The organism is Kocuria flava (genome assembly GCF_001482365.1).
Lineage (GTDB): Bacteria > Actinomycetota > Actinomycetes > Actinomycetales > Micrococcaceae > Kocuria > Kocuria flava.
Genome location: NZ_CP013254.1, coordinates 625761 through 644974, shown reverse-complemented (window position 1 = coordinate 644974; position 19214 = coordinate 625761). Strand labels below are relative to the sequence as shown.

General features: G+C 75.0%; 14 protein-coding genes. 8 read left to right on the top strand and 6 right to left on the bottom strand.

The genetic code is table 11. The features are described from left to right. Positions 1-42: 42 nt before the first annotated feature. The 4 genes from AS188_RS02975 to AS188_RS02960 are packed head-to-tail and all read left to right on the top strand — an operon-like array spanning position 43 to position 6584. On the top strand, positions 43-1071 hold the full coding sequence (locus AS188_RS02975; protein ID WP_058857590.1) for an extracellular solute-binding protein: 1029 nt from the start codon (positions 43-45) through the stop codon (positions 1069-1071). Next, positions 1068-2801, top strand: coding sequence for an ABC transporter permease (locus tag AS188_RS02970; RefSeq protein WP_058857589.1), 1734 nt, complete (start codon positions 1068-1070; stop codon positions 2799-2801). The genes AS188_RS02975 and AS188_RS02970 overlap by 4 nt, the downstream gene beginning before the upstream one ends. Next, the gene (locus AS188_RS02965) at positions 2798-3946 is read left to right on the top strand and encodes an ABC transporter ATP-binding protein (protein ID WP_058857588.1); all 1149 of its coding nucleotides are present in this window, start codon (positions 2798-2800) and stop codon (positions 3944-3946) included. The genes AS188_RS02970 and AS188_RS02965 overlap by 4 nt, the downstream gene beginning before the upstream one ends. A 46-nt stretch (positions 3947-3992) precedes the next feature. Then, complete coding sequence (locus AS188_RS02960; protein WP_058857587.1) at positions 3993-6584, top strand: AMP-binding protein; 2592 nt, start codon at positions 3993-3995, stop codon at positions 6582-6584. On the opposite strand, the gene AS188_RS02955 is transcribed toward AS188_RS02960, so the two are convergent. The 6 genes from AS188_RS02955 to AS188_RS02930 all read right to left on the bottom strand — a co-directional run bounded on the left by AS188_RS02955 (position 6556) and on the right by AS188_RS02930 (position 14021). Continuing rightward, on the bottom strand, positions 6556-7695 hold the full coding sequence (locus AS188_RS02955) for a hypothetical protein (RefSeq protein ID WP_058857586.1): 1140 nt from the start codon (positions 7693-7695) through the stop codon (positions 6556-6558). The two genes, AS188_RS02960 and AS188_RS02955, sit on opposite strands and share 29 nt — an antisense overlap. A gap of 129 nt (positions 7696-7824) precedes the next feature. Further along, on the bottom strand, positions 7825-8844 hold the full coding sequence (locus AS188_RS02950) for an ABC transporter permease subunit (protein WP_058857585.1): 1020 nt from the start codon (positions 8842-8844) through the stop codon (positions 7825-7827). Then, on the bottom strand, positions 8841-9851 hold the full coding sequence (locus tag AS188_RS02945; RefSeq protein WP_058857584.1) for an ABC transporter ATP-binding protein: 1011 nt from the start codon (positions 9849-9851) through the stop codon (positions 8841-8843). The genes AS188_RS02950 and AS188_RS02945 overlap by 4 nt, the downstream gene beginning before the upstream one ends. A gap of 179 nt (positions 9852-10030) precedes the next feature. Then, entirely contained in the window at positions 10031-11176 is a 1146-nt protein-coding gene (locus AS188_RS02940) for a glycosyltransferase 87 family protein (protein ID WP_236945036.1), read from the bottom strand. Further along, the gene (locus AS188_RS02935) at positions 11173-12612 is read right to left on the bottom strand and encodes a glycosyltransferase family 87 protein (RefSeq protein WP_058857582.1); all 1440 of its coding nucleotides are present in this window, start codon (positions 12610-12612) and stop codon (positions 11173-11175) included. The genes AS188_RS02940 and AS188_RS02935 overlap by 4 nt, the downstream gene beginning before the upstream one ends. Beyond that, positions 12609-14021, bottom strand: coding sequence for a CCA tRNA nucleotidyltransferase (locus AS188_RS02930; protein ID WP_058859694.1), 1413 nt, complete (start codon positions 14019-14021; stop codon positions 12609-12611). The genes AS188_RS02935 and AS188_RS02930 overlap by 4 nt, the downstream gene beginning before the upstream one ends. 126 nt (positions 14022-14147) lie before the next feature. On the opposite strand from AS188_RS02930, the gene AS188_RS02925 reads away from it, so the two are divergent. The 4 genes from AS188_RS02925 to trxB all read left to right on the top strand — a co-directional run bounded on the left by AS188_RS02925 (position 14148) and on the right by trxB (position 19135). Further along, on the top strand, positions 14148-14648 hold the full coding sequence (locus AS188_RS02925) for an NUDIX domain-containing protein (RefSeq protein ID WP_058857581.1): 501 nt from the start codon (positions 14148-14150) through the stop codon (positions 14646-14648). Between the two features lie 127 nt (positions 14649-14775). Next, positions 14776-16398, top strand: coding sequence for a murein biosynthesis integral membrane protein MurJ (murJ, locus tag AS188_RS02920; protein ID WP_058857580.1), 1623 nt, complete (start codon positions 14776-14778; stop codon positions 16396-16398). A 159-nt stretch (positions 16399-16557) separates the two neighbouring features. After that, positions 16558-17979, top strand: coding sequence for a hypothetical protein (locus AS188_RS02915; RefSeq protein WP_058857579.1), 1422 nt, complete (start codon positions 16558-16560; stop codon positions 17977-17979). A gap of 181 nt (positions 17980-18160) precedes the next feature. Continuing rightward, entirely contained in the window at positions 18161-19135 is a 975-nt protein-coding gene (gene trxB / locus AS188_RS02910) for a thioredoxin-disulfide reductase (protein WP_236945089.1), read from the top strand. Positions 19136-19214 lie beyond the last annotated feature (79 nt).

The window sequence follows — 19214 nt, the reverse complement described above, 5'->3', positions numbered from 1 at the left end:
CGCCGCGTGGTCCGCCGACCGCCGTGCCCCCGGGAGGTCCCGATGCGCCGCCGATCCCTTCTCGCCACGACCGGTCTGCTCGCCGCGGCGACCACGGTGCTCACCGGCTGCGGCGTCCTGGGCGTGGGCGAGGAGCCCGCCGACCTGCAGATCTACTCCGCCCGCCACTACGACCTCGAGGGCGCCTTCGGGCAGTTCACCGAGGAGACCGGCACCACCGTGGAGTTCATCACCGGCGACGACGCCGAGCTGCTCGAGCGGCTGCGGGCCGAGGGCGAGGACTCCCCCGCGGACGTGTTCATGACCGTGGACGCGGGCAACCTGTGGAACGCCGCGCGCCAGGACGAGCTGGCCGCCGTGGAGTCCGCGGCGCTCGAGGAGGCCGTGCCCGAGGACCTGCGCGACCCGCAGGGCCGGTGGTACGGGCTGGCCATGCGGGCCCGCACGATCACCTACAACCCGGACAACGTCGACCCCGCGGAGTTCGACGCGCAGGAGACCTACGCCGGCCTCGCCGACCCGAAGTGGAAGGGCCGGCTGTGCATGCGCGACGCGACCTCCGCCTACACCCAGTCCCTCGTGGCGAGCCTGATCGACCTGCACGGCCGCGAGGAGGCCCTGCGCATCGTGGAGGGCTGGGTCGCCAACGACGTCGAGATCATGAGCAACGACATGCAGCTGCTCGACGCGATCGACGCCGGCACCTGCGACGTGGGGATCAACAACCACTACTACCTCGCCCGCAAGCTCGAGGAGAACCCCGACCTGAAGGTCGACCTGTTCTGGGCCAGCCAGGACGGCGCCGGCACCCACGTGAACATCTCCGGGGCCGGGGTCGTGGAGGGCTCCGACAACGCCGAGCAGGCCCAGCAGCTGATCGAGTGGCTGGCCACCGACGGGCAGAACGCCTTCGTCGACGCCAACCACGAGTTCCCCGTCAACCCGGCCGTGGAGCCCGAGCCCGTGATCGCGGAGTTCGGGGAGTTCAAGCGGATGCCGCTCAACGCCGAGGCCTACGGCGACCTCAACGCCGAGGCCGTGGACCTGCTGGCGGAGGCCGGCTACCGGTGACCGAGGCCCCGGTCCTCGCCGAGGCGGGCACGCACTCCGGGACCTCCCGCAGGTCCACCGGCAGCGGCCGCCCCCTGTGGGCGGGGGTCGCCGTGCTCGCGGCGGTCCTCGTGGCCGCCCCCGTCGTCGCCGTCCTGCTGGACGGCGTCGGCGGTCTCGGCGGCGGCAGCCTCCCCCGCGGGATCGGGGACATGGTCCTCACGACCGTGCTGCTGATGCTCGGCGTCGGGACCGGGACGCTGCTGGTCGGCGGCGGGCTGGCCTGGCTCGTGACCGCCTACCGCTTCCCCCTGCGGGACGTGCTCGTGTGGCTGCTGGTCCTGCCCCTGGCCATGCCGGCCTACATCCTCGGCTTCGTCCTGCTCTCGGTCTTCGACGTGGCCGGGCCCGTGCAGGGGCTCCTGCGCTCGCTGTTCGGCGCGGACCTCTGGCTGCCGGAGGTCCGGTCGCTGCCGGGGGCCGTGCTGGTGATGTCGCTGACGCTCTACCCCTACGTGTACCTGCTGGCCCGCGCCGCCCTCGTGGAGCAGTCCCCCGGCACCTACGACGCCGCGCGCACCCTCGGGGCCACCCGCGGACGGGCCCTGGTCCGCGTCCTGCTGCCGCTGGCCCGCCCCTCCCTCGCGGCGGGGCTCTCGCTCGTGATGATGGAGACCCTCACGGACTTCGCGACCGTGCAGTACTTCAACGTCACCACCGTCTCGGTCGGGGTCTACCTCGTGTGGAAGGGCAGCTTCGACTTCCAGTCCGCGACCCAGCTGGCCGTGCTCGTGCTGCTGTTCGCCGTGGCGGTGCTGACCGGGGAGCGGCTGCTGCGCGGGCGCGCCCGGTTCCACCAGAAGGGCGCCCGGGGCCGCGGCCTGCAGCCGCGGCGGCTGACCGGGGCGCGGGCCTGGGCGGCGACGGCCGCCTGCACGGCCGCCCTCGCCGCCGGCTTCGTGGTCCCCGTCGTGCAGCTGCTGGTCTGGGCGGTCGGGCAGGCGGTGGCCGACCCGGCCTCCCTGCAGGACCCGCGCCTCGTGAGCTACCTGGTCAACAGCCTGACGGTCGCCACGGTCGCCGCGGTGGCCTGCGCGGCCCTGTCCACGACCGTGGCCCACGCCGTGCGGATGCGCGGCGGGCCCGTGGTCTCCTTCGCCGCCCAGCTGACCACGTTCGGCTACGCCGTGCCGGGGGCCGTGGTCGGCATCGGCGTGCTGCTGGTCTTCGCCCACGCCGACACCCTGCTCGAGGCCGCCGGGGTCCCCGGGGGCACGGGCCTGCTGGTGACCGGGTCCGTGCTCGGGATCCTCTACGCCTACGTCATCCGCTTCCTGGCCCCCGCCTACCAGGCGGTGGACGCCAGCTTCGCCAAGATCTCCCCCACGATCACCTGGTCCGCGCTGAGCCTCGGCGCCCCGCCGCGGCGGGTGCTCGCCCGGGTGCACGCCCCCATGGTCCGCCCCGGGGGGGCCGTGGCCCTGGTGCTCGTGGCCATCGACGCCGTGAAGGAACTGCCCATCGTGCTCATGCTCCGCCCGTTCGGCTTCACGACCGTGTCCGTGTGGGTCTACGAACTGGCCCGCGAGAACTTCTGGGAGAAGGCGGCCCTGCCCGCCCTGGTGATCGTCGCCGCGGCCGTGGTGCCGGTGTTCGTGCTCTTCCGCCAGGCCCGCGGCGCCGGGACACCCGGGGACGAGGCCCGCGCCGCCGCGGCCCCGGTCCCCGCGACCGGCGGGGAGGAGCGATGAGCGCGCCCGGGGCCGCCGGCCACGACGGGGGGACGGCCCCCGCCCTCGTCCTGGAGGGGGTCACCAAGCGCTACGGGGACTCCTCCGGGGCACGCTCCCTCGACCTGACGGTCGCCCAGGGGGAGCTCGTGACCCTGATCGGCCCCTCCGGGTGCGGCAAGTCGACGACCCTGCGGCTGATCGCCGGTCTCGAGCGCCCCGACGAGGGCACCGTGCGCATCGCCGGGGAGGTCGTCGCGGACGGCCGTCGCTTCCAGGAGCCCGAGCACCGCCGGGTGGGCCTGGTCTTCCAGGACCACGCCCTCTTCCCGCACCTGACCGTGGCGCGCAACGTGGCCTTCGGTCTCGACCGGATGCCACGCGCCGAGCGGGCGGCACGGGTGGAGGAGGTCCTCGGCCTCGTGCGCCTGGGCCACCTCGCCGGCCGCTACCCGCACGAGCTCTCCGGCGGCGAGCAGCAGCGCGTGGCCCTCGCCCGGGCCCTGGCCCCGCGCCCCGCCGTCGTGCTGCTCGACGAGCCGTTCTCCAGCCTCGACGAGTCCCTGCGCGGGCAGGTCCGCCGGGACACGATCGCCACGCTGCAGGAGACCGGGACCACGGCCGTGCTCGTGACCCACGACCAGACCGAGGCCCTGTCCGTGGGCCACCGGGTGGTCGTGATGCACGACGGGCTGATCGAGCAGGCCGACACCCCCGAGCGGGTCTTCGAGCACCCGGCCACGCGCTTCGTCGCCTCCTTCATGGGCGACGCCGACTTCCTGCCGGCCAACGTGGACCGGGCGCTGCTGACCTGCGAGATCGGGATCGTCTCCACGGTTCCCGGCTGGGCCGACAGCGACGTCGACGTCGACGTCGTCCTGCGGCCCCACGAGGTCGCGATCCGCCCCGACCCGGCCTCCTCCGCCCACGTCTACGCCGTCGAGTACCACGGCGCGTTCGTCCTCCACCACGTGCGCCTCGCCTCCGGGCGGACCCTGCGCTCGTGGCAGCCGCACACCGTGCGCCACCCCGTGGGGACCCCCGTGGCCGTGACCGTGGCCGCGGGCACCGTCCCCACCCTGCTCGTCGACGACCGCGCGGTCACCTCCCCGCCCGGCCGGGACCCCGAGGACGCGCCGGCGGAGCCCGCTCGCACGTCCCGCTAATTGCGCAAGACTTTTCTTCGCTAATGGATTCCTCTACGGTGGCACGGTGACCGTCCAGCCCGAGCTCGCCCCCGTGTCCTTCGCCGCCGGCCTCGCCCGCCACGGCGACCGGCCCGCCGTGCTCACCGCCGGGAGCGTGCTGAGCTACGCGGAGCTCGCCGAGCGGGTGGAACAGTGCGCCGCCCGGCTGGGCACCGAGCGCCGGCTCGTGCTGCTCGCCGCCGACGGGGAGCTCGACACCCTCGTGGGCTACCTCGCCGCCCTGTCGGGCGGGCACCCCGTGCTCCTGGCCCCCGGCGACAAGCCCGCCGCCCTGGCCTCGCTGACCGCCGCCTACGACCCCGACGTCGTCCTGCGCCCCGGCGGCAGGACCCCCCTGCTCGAGGAGCGCCGCCCGGGCACCCGGCACGAGCTGCATCCCGACCTCGCCCTGCTGCTGAGCACCTCGGGCTCGACCGGCTCCCCCAAGCTCGTGCGCCTGTCCCGCGAGAACCTCGTGGCCAACGCCGAGTCGATCGCGCAGTACCTCGGGATCCGCCCCGAGGACCGCGCGGCCACGACCCTGCCGCTGCACTACTGCTACGGGCTCTCGGTGGTCAACAGCCACCTCCTGCGCGGCGCCGGGCTCGTGCTCACCGGCCTGTCCGTCGTCGACCCCTGCTTCTGGGAGCTCTTCCGGGACCGGGGCGCGACCTCCTTCGCGGCCGTGCCCTACACCTTCGAGCTGCTCGAGCGCGTGGGCTTCGCCGAGATGGACCTGCCGCACCTGCGCTGCGTCACCCAGGCCGGCGGGCGGCTCGCCCCCGAGCAGGTGCGCTCCTGGGCCGCCACGGGCCGCCGGCGCGGCTGGGACCTGTTCGTGATGTACGGGGCCACCGAGGCCACCGCGCGCATGGCCTACCTCCCGCCGGACCTCGCCGAGGCCCACCCCGGGTGCATCGGGGTGCCGATCCCGGGCGGGTCCTTCCGCCTCGACCCGGTCCCGGACCTGCCCCACGCCGAGCTCGTCTACAGCGGGCCCAACGTCATGCTCGGCTACGCCCAGGACCCCGCGGACCTCGCCCTGGGCCGGGAGGTCGAGGAGCTGCGCACCGGCGACCTCGCCCGCCGCACCCCCGAGGGCCTCTACGAGGTCGTGGGCCGGCGCAGCCGCTTCGTGAAGCTCGCCGGGCTGCGGGTGGACCTGGGCCAGGTCGAACGGATCCTCGCCGGCCTCGGCGTCACTGCCGCCGCCGCGGGCGACGACGAGCGCCTCGTCGTCGCCGCCGCCGGGGAGCCCGACCCCGGGCTGCTGGCCAAGGTGCTCGCCGACGAGGTCGGCCTGCCCCGCGGCGCCGTGGTCGTCGAGGCCGTCGACGAGCTGCCCCGCCTGGGCAACGGCAAGGTCGACTACCCGGCCGTCCTCGCGCTCGCCCCCGCCGCACCGCCCGCGGCCTCCGCCCCCGCGGGCACGGAGGGCCCCGGGGACGTCCGGCGCATCCTCGCCGAGGTCCTCGACCGGCCCGACGTCGGCGAGGACGACACCTTCGTCTCCCTCGGCGGGGACTCGCTGTCCTACGTGGCCGCCTCGGTGCGGCTCGAGCGGGCGCTCGGGCACCTGCCGCCCGACTGGCACGTGACCCCCGTGCGGGACCTCGCCCCGCGCCCGCGCGCCCGCCGCGGGCGCGCCGTCGCCCGGCTGGAGACCGGCATCGTGCTGCGCGCCGCGGCGATCGTGTGCGTGGTCGCCACCCACGTCGAGCTGTTCACCTTCCAGACCGCCCACCTGCTGTTCGTGCTCGCCGGCCTGAACTTCGCCCGGTTCCAGCTCGGCGGCGAGCGCCGCCCGAGGCTGCGCCGCCAGCTGCGCAGCCTCGGGCGGATCGTGGTGCCCTCCGTGGCGCTGATCCTCGTGGCCCACCTGCTCACCGACGACTACACGTGGGCCAACGTGGCGCTGCTCAACGGGATGGTCGGACCCCAGCACCTCACGTCCCAGTGGCACTTCTGGTTCGTGGAGATGCTCGTCTACGTGCTCGTCGCCGTGATCGCCCTGATGGCCGTGCCGTGGGCCGACCGCGCGGAGCGCCGCTTCCCGCTGGGCTTCGCCCTGGCCCTGGTGGGCATCGGCCTGCTGAGCCGCTACGACCTCGTGGACCCGGGGCTGCCGAAGCCGGCGCCGGTGTTCTGGCTCTTCGCCCTCGGCTGGGCGGTGGCCCGCTGCCGCGGGACGGCGGAGCGGGTGCTCGTCTCGGTGCTCGCGCTGCTGAGCGTGCCGGGCTACTTCGGCTCGACCCTGCGGGAGGCCACGGTGGTGGCCGGGTTGCTGCTGCTCGTGTGGGTGCCGCGCCTGCCCGTGCCGGCCGGGCTGCGGCGGGTCACCGCGTGGCTGGCCGGGGCCTCCCTGCACGTGTACCTCGTGCACTGGCTGGTCTACCCGCCGCTGCTGGCCGTCCACCCCGTGGTGGCCGTGGTCGCCTCCCTCGCCGCCGGGGTGGCCTACTGGGCGCTGACCCTGCGGGTCGCCGCCGCCCTGGGCCGGTGGTGGGCCCGGCGCGCACCGGGCCGCCCCGGGGTCCCGGACGCCGGCGGGGCGGAGCACCCCGCCGCGGGGACGCCGGCCGGGGAGCTCACTGCGCCGGCTCAGGCCCCACGCTGATCTCGGCGCTGCCGCCCGTGGAGCGCACGCTCGCCCCGACGGGGAACTCGACCCGCTCCACGACCCGTTCCCCGTCCTCGCGGTAGCTCAGCTCGGCGACGGCGGGGCGGTAGGGGTCCGCGGTCCAGTGCAGCGGGTCCTCGGGGTCCTGGACGAGCACCAGCGCCGGGCGGGAGAGCAGCCGCCACGCGACGTCCTCGATCTCGGCGTCGTCCTCGACCGCGGTGCTGCCCCGGGTCGGGGTCCCGCTGGGCCGGGGCTCGAGCACGGCCCCGCCCGGGGCCCGGCGCACGGAGGCGGGGCAGCCCTCCGGGGCGAGCTCCTCCGCCGCCATGCACTCCCCGAGCCATTCGCGGATCCGCGCGTCGGTCTCCTCCCACATCCTCGGCGACGGGGACAGGCGCAGGTCCACGTCCGTGCGCCGCGGCCGGCGGAAGTCCAGCTCGACCGGCTCCAGGGGCGGGTCCACCTCGTAGTAGGAGTTCCCGGGCAGCCCCACGGCGTAGCGCCCGGGCAGGGCCTCGAAGCGCCAGGTCCCCCCGGGGCCCTCGGCGTCGGGAACCCGCTCGCGGGCGTCGATCCGCACGACGTCGCCGTTGACGGAGATCGCGTCCAGCGGCGCCGGCAGGTGCACGCCCACCACGGCGGCGTCCGGGTCCGCCAGCGCCCAGTGGTCGTTGAGGGGCCCCGTCCGGTGGACGCGGTGCACCCCGTAGACGTGCTCCTCCGCGCGGACCCCGCCGGGTTCGTCCCAGTGCACCCGCACCCGGACCTCCGCGCGGTCGCCGGAGACCTCCGTGCCCAGCAGCTCCCAGCCGTCGATCCGGCCGGCCGCGCCCCGGTAGACGCGGTTGGAGAAAACGTTGAGCGTGGGGTCGGCGCGGACCTCCTCCGTCCCGGAGAGCAGCTGCCGGGAGCGCCCCTCGACGAGGCCCTGCAGCCAGGTCCGCACGGGGTCCTCCGGCTCGCGGTCCACGAGCGCCCAGTTCACGAGCGTGGCCAGTCCGGTCACGAGCACCACGACCACGAGCAGCCAGCGCCGGAGGGTCCGGTGCAGCGCACGGGACTCCGTGGCGGTGAGGGCCTCCTGGGCCTCCCGGTCCTGCGCCACCGCACCCCCGTCCGTTCCGCCTCGGCTCCGTACCGGGCCCGCCGTCCGGCGGGCCCGCTCACATGGTAGGACCGGGCCCGGACGGGGCGGCGGACGCGCCCTGCGGCGCGCCCGCCGGGCGTGCCGGGCCTAGAGGGGCCGGCGCTTGGTGACGACGATCCCCGCGATCACGAGCAGCAGGCCCCAGCCGCCGTAGACGAGACCCGACTCGAGGTGGTCGAGCACCGGGTCCGGGGACTGGTACATCGTGGTCAGCTGCGTGCCGGCGGCTGCCGGGGAGTACGGCTTGACGTCCTCCAGCCACTCGAAGGACAGGGCGAAGAGCACGATCTCGAGCACGAGCAGGACCACGACGAGCACCACGATCCCCCACGTGGTGGAGCGCAGCAGGGCGCCGAGGCCCAGACCGAGCCAGGCCGTGAACACGTAGAACAGGCCCACGGCGAGGATGTTCAGCAGCACGGGCTTCTGCAGGACGTCGTAGCCCAGCCCCGGCCCGGCCAGCAGCGGCTGCACCAGCAGGTGGGCGGACGCGGCGCTGATCACCCCGAAGAGGAGGGCCACCAGGGACACGACCACGGTCTTGGCCACGAGCACCGGGGTCCGGCGGGGCACGGCGGTCATCGTGGTGCGGATCGCGCCGGTCGCGTACTCCGAGCCGATGAACAGCACGGCGAGCGCGCCCACGAGCAGCATCACGAGCTGCAGGCCGCCGTTGGCGCTGGTCATCGCCAGGTACTCCCCGAAGCCCATGTCCTCGGGCAGGGCCATGCCGGAGCCCTCGGCCATCTGCCGGTCGGCCTCGGCCGCGAACTGCTCGCGCTGCTCCTCGACGTCCTCCTCGGTGAGGCCGAGCTCGGCGGGGTCGCGGCCGTCGAGCATCGCGTCGACCTGCTCCTGGGCGGTGTCCTCGCTGAACTGCACGAAGGTCGTGGTGCTCCACGCGGAGAGCGCGGCGAAGCCCAGGGCCAGGGCCAGGGCGACGCCCAGCAGGATCCAGTGCGAGCGCAGGGAGCGGAACTTGATCCACTCCGAGCGCAGCACGCGGGGGAAGCTCAGGCGCACGGCCGGGGTGCGGCCGCCGTCCCGTCCGGGCTCGGCCGGTCCGCCGGCCTCCGGGCGGGCGGCGGTGGGGGTGCTGGTGCTCATGCTCGGTCTCCGTTCACGGCGGCGGGCTGCTCCCAGGGGGCGCGGACGGGGGCGTCGCCGGGCTCCCCGTCCGGGGCGGGCGCGCCGACCGGGGGCGGGGCGGACCCGGTGCCCGAGCGGTACTCGACCTCGTCCTGGGTCATGGCCATGTACACGTCCTCGAGGGTCTCGGTCAGGGGCGTGAGCTCGTGCAGCAGCACCCCGGCGGCCATCGCGGCCCCGGCGATCCGCCGCGGCTCCGGCCCGGTGACCACGACGCCGTCGTCGTCGATCTCCTCGACCTCGGCCCCGAGCACGTCGAGGGCGCGGCGCAGGCCCGGCCGGTCGTCGGCGCGCACCCGCGTGCGGGTGCTGCTGCCGGCGAGGATCCGGTCGATGGGGGCGTCGGCGAGGATCCGGCCCCGGCCGATCACCACGAGGTGGTCGGCGGTCTGGGCCATCTCGGACATCAGGTGGGAGGAGAGGAAGACGGTGCGGCCCTCGGCGGCGAGGAACTTCGCGAGGTGGCGGACCCACACGACGCCCTCGGGGTCGAGGCCGTTGACGGGCTCGTCGAGGATCACGGTGCGCGGGTCCCCGAGCAGCGCGGCGGCGATGCCGAGGCGCTGGCCCATGCCGAGGGAGAACCCGCCCACGCGCTTGTCCGCGGCCGAGCCCAGGCCCGTGAGGTCCACGACCTCCTGGACCCGCGAGCGCGGGATGCCGTGGGTGGCCGCCAGCGCCGCCAGGTGGGCGCGGGCGGTGCGCCGGGGGTGGACGGCTTTGGCGTCCAGCAGCACGCCGACCTCGGACAGCGGGGCTTGGTGCTGGGCGTAGGGCTTGCCGTTGACGAGCACGCTGCCCCGGGTGGGGGTCTCGAGGCCGACGACGAGGCGCATCGTGGTCGACTTGCCCGCGCCGTTGGGCCCGAGGAACCCGGTGACCCGGCCGGGGCGCACGGTGAGGCTGATGTCGTCCACCGCCGTCCGGTCCCCGTAGGTCTTGGTCAGGTTCTCGATCTCGATCACCGGCGCTCCTTCCGAGCACGTGCTCCGGGCTGGTCGTGGGCGCGGGCGTGGGGTGGCCACGGCGCTCCGCCCCCGAGCCTAGGCGAGGACGCCCCCGCGCCGGGACCACCGGAGGGATGATCCGCGGCCGCGGCGGACCTCCCCCGCGCGGCGGAGGTCCGCCGCGGCGCCGGGGCAGCTCACTCGTGCCGTGCGGAGGTCCCGCCCATCGCCGTGCGCCCGCGCAGGACGTCGACGGCGACCGCGGCCAGGAACCAGACCACGAACAGCAGCCGGGCGGCCGTGAGCCACTCCTGGGCGTCCTGCCCGAGCAGGACCCCGCCGGGCAGGGCCCGCCCGGGCAGGACGAGGCCCGTCCACCACAGCACCTCCACGAGCTGCCACGCGGCCAGCTCGATCCACCGCCGCCGGGCCAGCAGCACGAGCGGCAGCAGCCACAGCGCGTGCACCAGCGGGTGCTGGCGGTCCACGAGGACGACCACGGCGAGCAGCAGCAGCGAGACCTGGACCACGGACGGGTCCCACCGGGCGAGGAGCACGAGCAGCAGCACCGCGGCCAGGCCCAGCAGCAGCGCGGGCAGCGCCCACGCCCCCGTGCCGGCCGCCTCCGGGCCCAGCCCGGTCCGCGCCCACGTGCGCCACAGGGAGGCCTCCCCCGCCGCTGCGGAACCGCCCCCGGCGCGCAGGCGCTCCCACGCGGTGAGCAGCGTCCAGCCGTTGACGAGCAGCCACGTGGCGGCCGTGCCCGCGAGCACCACGAGGGCGTCGCGCAGGTACCGGTCCCGCAGGCCCTGCAGGAGGACGGCCCCGAGGACCACCAGCGGCAGGAGCGCGACCGAGGCCGCCAGGCCCAGCACGATCCCCGCCGGCAGCGGGCGGCCCCGCACGTGCAGCAGCAGGGCCGTGAGCATCAGGAGCACGGCCAGCAGGTCCCACGCGGAGAACCCGACCAGCACCACGACCGGGGACAGCGCCAGCACGAACGCGTCCACCTGGCGGCGCCCGGACAGCGCGGAGACGACCGCGACGACCCCGACCCACGCGAGGACCAGCAGCAGGCCCGGCAGCCCGTCCAGGACCGTCCCGTCCGTGCCCAGCAGCGCGGCGACCCGGGCCGAGAACCAGCCGAGGACCCCGGTGAGCATCCCGACCAGCGCGGGCTGCTCACCGGCCGTCCCGGCCGGCGCGCACAGCCCGGGCAGGCGCTCGGCGGCGTCCCAGCCGGGCACCCGGCAGGGCAGGCGCAGCAGGTGCGCCATGAGCACCGTCCACAGGCTCGCGCCGATCAGCAGAGCGCGGGTCCCGCCGCGCTCGCCGGTGCTCACGGGCGGCTCCCGCCGGGGGTCCACGGCGCGGGCCGCTCGTCGTGCCCGGCCGGGTCGCCGGCGCGCCCGGCCGGGTCGCCGGCGCGCCCCGCCGCTGCCCGGCCGGCCGGTGCCTCGTGCGCGACCGGCCCGTCGTGGGCCGCCGGCCCGTCCTGTCCCGCCGGCTGCGCGGGGACGGCCCGCTGCCCACGGGCGTCCGGCTCCTCCGCCGCCGCAGTGGGCGCGGCGCCCGGCCGGCGCCCGTGCAGGACGTCGCGGGCCACCTGCAGCACGAGCCAGCCCAGCACCAGCGTGTGCAGCACGACGGCGGTGAAGTAGACGTCCGCGGCGGTCCCCAGCCCCTCCGCCGCCACGACCAGGTGCCCCAGCCAGGTGAAGACCGCGGCCCAGTGGAAGACCTCGACCAGCTGCCAGACCACGAACTCCCCCACCCGCGGGCGGGCGAGCACGAGCAGCGGCACGAGCCAGAGCAGGAACTGCGGGGAGTAGACCTTGTTGGTGAGCACGAACGCGGCCAGCACCAGGAAGGCCAGCTGCTCGAGGCTCGGCTCCGTCCGCGCCCGCAGGCCGAGGACCAGGACCAGCGCGCAGCCCGCGGCGAACCCGCCCAGTGCCAGGACGGTGATGTCCTCCGCGGAGAGCAGGGAAACGCCCAGCCGGGGTGCCGCGACCTCGTTGAACCAGTGCCAGACCGAGGAGAACCCGGCCCCCCGGTCACCGCTGAAGCGCCAGAACCAGCTCCACTGCTGCGGGTCGGCCAGGGCCGCGGGCAGGTTGACCGCCGCCCACGCCCCCACCGTGCCGGCGGCGGTGCGCAGCGCGGGCCCGGCCTCCCGGCGGCGCAGCGCCAGCACGACCACCGCCCCGAGCACGAAGAAGGGGAAGAGCTTGAAGGCCGCCCCGATCCCGAGGGCGACCCCGCCGAGCACCCAGCGCGCCCGGCGGAAGGCCAGCAGCGCGAGCAGGGTGCACAGCACCGGCCACAGGTCCCAGTTGATGAACGCGGTCACCGCCACGGCCGGCGCCAGGGCCAGGAGCACCGCGGGGGCCGGCCGGGCCGCCAGCCGGGCGGTCGTGAGCACGACCCCGACCCACACGGCCGCGAGCAGCACGGCGTTGAGGTCGAAGTATATTCCTTGAGCGACATGCAGGGGTGCGCCGCCCGCGAGGCCGTGCGCCAGCACGCCGGTGGCGCTCGCGACCACGGTCTGCAGCACCGGGTACTCCAGCAGCGCGGTCGGGTCGAGGTACGGGAACCGCCCCTCGGACATGCCACGGGACGCATACAGGGTGGGGAGGTCGGAGTAGCACAGCCGGCGGAAGTTCTCCGGCTCCGCCCAGGACACGAGCCGGCACGGGAGCCGCACGACGTAGGCCGCCAGCGCCGTCGTCAGCGCCAGTCCGGCCAGGACCCACGGCCCGAGCCGCAGGCTCACAGGGTCTCCGCCGCCCAGGCCCGCAGCCGCCGCTCCGCCTCCTCGGCCCCCAGCTCCCCCTCGTCGAGGCGCAGCTCCAGGAGGAAGCGGTAGGCCCGGCCCACGACCGGTCCGGGCGGGACGCCCAGCACGGCCATGATCCGCTCGCCGTCGAGCTCGGGCCGCACCGCGGCGAGCTCCTCCTGCTCGGAGAGCTCCGCGATCCGCCGCTCGAGGTCGTCGTAGGCGGCGGCCAGCCGGGCGACCTTGCGCCGGTTGCGCGAGGTGACGTCGGCGCGGGTCAGCCGGTGCAGACGCTCCAGCCCGTCCCCGGCGTCGCGCACGTAGCGGCGCACCGCGGAGTCGGTCCATCCCGCCTCCCCGTAGCCGTAGAAGCGCATGTGCAGCTCCACGAGACGGGCGACCTGCTTGACGGTGTCGTTGTCGAAGCGCAGGGCCCGCATCCGCTTGGCGGTCAGCTTCGCCCCGACCACCTCGTGGTGGCGGAAGCTCACCGCCCCGGAGGGCTCGAAGCGGCGGGTCGCGGGCTTGCCGACGTCGTGCATCAGCGCGGCGAAGCGCAGCACGAAGTCGGGGGCCGGCACGGGCCCGTCCGGGCCCGTCTCGAGGGCGGCGGCCTGCTCCAGGACCGTCAGGGAGTGCTCGTAGACGTCCTTGTGCCGGTGGTGCTCGTCGACCTCCAGGCGCAGTGCGGGCACCTCCGGCAGCACGACGTCGGCCAGGCCGGTGCGGACCATGAGGTCCACCCCCGCCCGCGGCCGGGCGCCGCGGATCAGCTTCACGAGCTCCTCGCGCACCCGCTCGGCCGAGACGATCCCGATCCGCTGCGCCATCGCCGTCATCGCCTCCTCCACCTCGGGGGCGACCTCGACCTCGAGCTGGGCGGCGAAGCGCGCGGCGCGCATCATCCGCAGCGGGTCGTCGGAGAAGGAGTCCTCGGGGGTGCCGGGGGTGCGCAGCACCCCGGCGTGCAGGTCCCTGATCCCGCCGTGGGGGTCCACGAGCTCCAGGTCCGGCAGGCGCAGCGCCATGGCGTTGATCGTGAAGTCGCGGCGGTAGAGGTCGTCCTCGAGCCGGTCGCCGAAGGCCACGACCGGCTTGCGGGAGCCCGGCTCGTAGGCCTCGGCCCGGTAGGTGGTCACCTCGAGCTGGGCCCGGCCCTTGCGCAGCCCGATGGTCCCGAAGGCCCGGCCGATCTCCCACACGGCGTCGGCCCACCCCTCGACCACCTCGAGCGTCCGGTCGGGGGTCGCGTCGGTGGTGAAGTCGAGGTCCAGGGCGGTGCGGCCCAGGAACAGGTCGCGCACGGGCCCGCCCACGAGGGAGAGGTCGTGGCCGGCGTCGGCGAAGCGGCGCCCGAGCTCGAGGGCGGCGGGGTGGATCGCGGAGGGATCGATCAGCTGGGTCATGGTGGCGCCCATTCTTCCAGAGAGCTCCCGGGCCCCCGGGAGGCGGCGCCGGGGGCGGGGGCGGCGCCCGTCCGGCGCGTGCGGGCCCCGGCGGGAGCGCAGAGGATTGTGGCTAAGGTAGGAGGCATGGCTTTCCCCGTACCCAGCGCACCGAAGAAGCGGCCGACCACCCCGGCCGCCGCGCTGCCCACGGTCGAGGAAGTCTCCGCCGGCGGGATCGTGGTCGATCTCGGGCTGCCCTCCCACCCGGTCGCGATCATCGCCCGGATCAACCGGGGCGGGCGGCTCGAGTGGTGCCTGCCCAAGGGCCACCCGGAGAACGAGGAGACCAACGAGGAAGCCGCGATCCGCGAGATCGAGGAGGAGACCGGCATCGCCGGGGAGGTGCTGAGCCCGCTGGGCAGCATCGACTACTGGTTCACGGTCTCGGGCCACCGGGTGCACAAGACGGTCCACCACTTCCTGCTGCGCGCCACGGGCGGGCACCTGACCACCGACAACGACCCGGACCACGAGGCCGTGGACGTCGCGTGGGTGGACATCGACGACCTCGGCCGCAGGCTGTCCTTCCCCAACGAGAGGCGCATCGCGGACATCGCTCGTGAATACATCATCCACCAGCTCTGAGACCGGCCCCGGGGACGCCTCGGGACCGGCGGCGGGCACCGCGTCCGCGCCGGGCACGGGACCGGCCCCCGGGACGGCCCCCGCCGCGGCCCCGGTCCGCCGCTCGGGCGCGGCCTCCAGCGCCATCATGGCCTCGGGCACGCTGGTCTCCCGCGTGCTCGGCTTCGTCAAGGCCGTGCTCATCACCGTGGCCGTCGGCTCGGTCACCACGGTCGCCGACGTCTTCGAGCTGGCCAACACCCTGCCCAACCTGATCTACGTGCTGGTCGCCGGCGGCATCTTCAACGCCGTGCTGGTCCCCCAGATCATCAAGGCCTCCCGCAACGCCGAGGACCAGGGCGCCGACTACATCTCCCGGCTGCTCACCCTGGCCGTGCTCGCGCTGCTGGGCGTGGCCGCCGTCGTGGTCGTCCTCGCCGGGCCGATCATCCGGCTCATGGGCACGGACTGGGACGACGGCATGCTGGCCCTCGGGACCACCTTCGCGCTGTTCACCTTCCCGCAGCTGTTCTTCTACGGCCTCTACACCGTGGTCGGGCAGGTGCTCAACGCCAAGGGCGCGTTCGGCGCCTACATGTGGGCCCCGGTGCTCAACAACGTCGTGGCCATCGCCGGGCTGCTCGTGTTCGTCCAGCAGTTCGGCGCCTATCAGCAGGACCCGCACACCCTCGAGAACTGGACCGCCGGCAAGACCCTGTGGCTGGCCGGGACCGCGACGCTCGGGGTGGTCCTGCAGGCCCTGATCCTCTTCCTGCCCCTGCGCCGCCTGGGCCTGGGCCTGCGCCCCCGCTTCGGCTGGCGCGGGATCGGGCTGTCCACCGCGGCGCGGCTGGGCGGCTGGACCCTGGCCACGGGGGTGATCGCCAACCTGGCGTTCCTCGTGCTCACCAAGGTCGCCGCGATCCCCACCGGCTACCGCCCCGAGCACCTCGCGATGGACCCCCCGCAGCAGATCGCGGGCGTCACCGCCCTCAACCAGGCCTCGATGCTCTACTCCCTGCCGCACGGGGTGATCGGGCTGTCGATCGCCACGGTCCTGTTCAACCGCATGGCCGCGGCCGCCACGGAGGGCGACCGGGCGGGGATGGTCTCCTCCCTGTCCTCGAGCCTGCGGATCACCGGTGTCGCGACCGTCTTCGCCGCCGTGGCGCTGGTCGTCTACGCGGGCCCGCTCGGGATGCTCTTCAGCGGCGGGGTGCCCTCGGCGGGCGCGGTCGTGGGCCAGGTGGTCGCCGTCATCGCGATCGGCGCGCCGTTCATGTCCACCTCCTTCATGCTGGGCCGGGCCTTCTACGCCCAGGAGGACGCCCGCACGCCGTTCCTCGTCCAGATCGGCGTCGCCGTGTTCACCGTGGCCTGCGCCGCGGCGATCTGGGCGTTCGTGGCCCCCAAGCACATGATCTTCGCGGTCGCGGGCTGCTACGCGGCCCAGAACGTGCTGAGCACCCTGCTCTACCACCGCGTGCTCGTGCGCCGGGTCGGCGACTACGACGTCGCCCGCGTGCTCGACTCCCACGCCCGCATCCTCGCCGCGGCGCTGCTGGCCGGCGCGGCCGGGGCGGTCGTGCTGCACCTGCTGGGCGGCTACGACCCCGCGGGCTTCGCCTGGGGCAGCCAGCTCACGGCGGTCGTGGTCCTCGCCGTGGGCGGCACCGCGATGGGCGCGGTCTACCTCGTGGCCCTGCGCCTGTGCCGCGTCGAGGAGCTCGGCAGCCTCCTGCGCCCGGTCCTGGCCCGGCTCGGGCGCTGAGCCGCCTCCTCCGCTCCCGCGCCGCGACCTGCGGCGGAGGAGGACATCTCCCACCGGCGGGACCCCGCGCCCGGTAGAGTGCTGTCCGGCCGGTGCCCGCCCGGCGCCGCCCCGCACCGCAATCCGCCCCCGCGGATTCCCGACCCCCAGGGAGCCACCGTGCCCGCACCGCTGAAGCTCGGAGCCGTCCTCGGCGGACGCTACAAGGTCGTCGCCGACGTGCTCTCCACGGCCGAGGGCGACCACGTCCTCGAGGGTCAGGACCAGATCCTGGGCCGGCGCGTGTCCATCCTCCTGCCGGCGGAGCAGCACACCGCGCTGCTCGTGGAGAACGCCCGGTCGATGGCCAACGGCAGCATCGGGGCGCCCTTCCAGATCCTCGACCTCGGCCAGGCGGAGGCGCAGACCTACCTCGTGACCTCCCACGCCCCGGCGGCGGACATGCTCGACTCCCTGCTCGTGGAGCCCCACGAGGTCGAGGACGAGTCGCTCGGCGACGACATCTTCGGCGCCCCGCGCGCCACGGGCGGCGGCGCCTACCTCTACGAGGAGCCCGAGCCCACCAGCCCGACCCCGGTGGTCCCCGACGCGCCCTCCGGCGGTCCCGGCCCCACCGCCCCCCAGCCCAAGGTCACCCGGTGGGAGGACGACGACTCCTACGACGACGCCGCCCCCGCCCCCAGCGTCCGGACCCGGCTCGGCCGGCCGGTGCGGGTGAGCGCGACCTCGACCCGCACCACCATGTTCGACCGGGCCGCCGCGGGCGGCACGGCCGCGGCGGCCGGCCGGTCCGTGGGCACCGAGGTGGACCCCGGCTACGACGGCGACAACCGCTACGACAGCTGGTACGACGAGCACCAGGAGACCCCATACGCCGAGCCGGAGGCCCCGCAGCCCGCGAGCTCCCCCGCACCGCGCGAGCGCCGGGGCGGGCGCGGCCTCGTGTGGCTGCTCCTGCTGCTGCTGGCCCTGCTGGTCGGGGCCGTGGTGCTCAGCTTCGACCGGCTCGGCGGGCTCTTCGGCGGGGCGGACCCCGGCACGAGCACGCAGGCCCCCGCGCCCGCCCAGGACGACGACGGGCAGCCCTCGGCGCAGCCCAGCGCGGCCGAGGAGGACGGGCCCGAGCCGCAGGCGGCGTCCGTGCAGCGGATCGTGCCCACGAACCCGGGCTTCATGGCCGACCAGGACGCGCAGCTGGGCCAGACGGTCGACGGCAACCCCGCCACCTACTGGATCAGCTACGGCTTCTCCGACCAGAACTTCGGCAACCAGGCGCCCAGCGTGGGCCTCGTCGTCGAGCTCGAGGAGGCCGCCCCCGTCGAGGAGGTGCTGATCAGCCAGTCCGCGGGCTCCGGCGGGCTCTTCGACGTCTACGTCAACGACTCCCCCACCCTGGAGGGCGCGCAGCAGGTCGGGTCCGGCTCCTTCACCGGCCCGGACATCACGGTCTCCCTCTCCCCCGCCGCCCAGGAGGAGGACCACCGCTACGTGATCGTCAACTGGACCCAGCTGCCGCAGCTGACGAACCCCATCGCGGGCTTCCAGTACGGCCTGCGGATCGGCGAGATCGCCCTGCAGTGAGCCCCGCGGCCCGCGCCCGGGCGGGGGCGGCACCGGAATATCCGCCGCGCACGGCCCGTTCTCCCAGTGGTCCCCGCGGCCGGGCGTGCCCGGCCGCCCCCGTTCACGGAAGGTCAGCATCACAGTGAGCCCCGACTTCGGTCCCGTCATCAACGCCCTGGACCTCGCCGCGCAGCGCGAGGTGCCGACGGCCGCCGCCGAGGACGAGACCGTCCACGAGGTCGTCGTCGTCGGTTCCGGCCCGGCCGGCTACACCGCCGCGATCTACACCGCGCGCGCGAACCTGAAGCCGGTCGTCTTCGCCGGCTCGGTCACCGCCGGCGGCGAGCTGATGAACACGACCGAGGTGGAGAACTACCCCGGGTTCGTGGAGGGCATCATGGGCCCCGAGCTGATGGCCAACATGCAGCAACAGGCCGAGCGCTTCGGCGCCGACATCCGCTACGAGGACGTCGTCGCCGCCGACCTCGAGGGCGAGATCAAGACCCTGACCCTCGAGGACGGCTCCGTGCACCGCGCCCGCGCCGTCATCGTCGCCACGGGCTCCGCCTACCGCGAGCTGGGGCTGCCCGACGAGAAGCGCCTCTCCGGCCACGGCGTGAGCTGGTGCGCGACCTGCGACGGCTTCTTCTTCAAGGAGCAGCACATCGCCGTGGTCGGCGGCGGCGACTCGGCGATCGAGGAGGCGACCTTCCTCACCAAGTTCGCCTCGAAGGTCACGATCATCCACCGCCGCGAGGCCTTCCGCGCCTCCGAGATCATGCAGCAGCGGGCCTTCGACGACCCGAAGATCGAGATCCTGTGGAACAGCGAGGTCGTGGGCATCAACGGCGCCGACAAGGTCGAGTCCCTCGTGCTGCGCGACACCGTCACCAAGGAGACCTCCGAGCTGGCCGTCACCGGCCTGTTCGTCGCCATCGGCTCCGACCCCCGCACCGACCTCGTCAAGGACCAGCTGGAGCTGACCGCGGACGGCACCATCGCCGTGGACGGCCGCAGTTCCACCACGAGCCTCGCCGGCGTCTTCGCCGCGGGCGACGTCGTCGACCCGACCTACCGCCAGGCCATCACGGCGGCCGGCTCCGGCTGCGTGGCCGCCGTCGACGTCGAGCACTACCTCGCGGCCCTGGACAGCCGCTCGGTCCTGCACAGCTGAGCCCCCGGCACCGTGCGGACCCCGCGGCCCGCACGGTGCCCCACAATGGAACCGGGTCCGTCCCCGGACGGACCGCCCA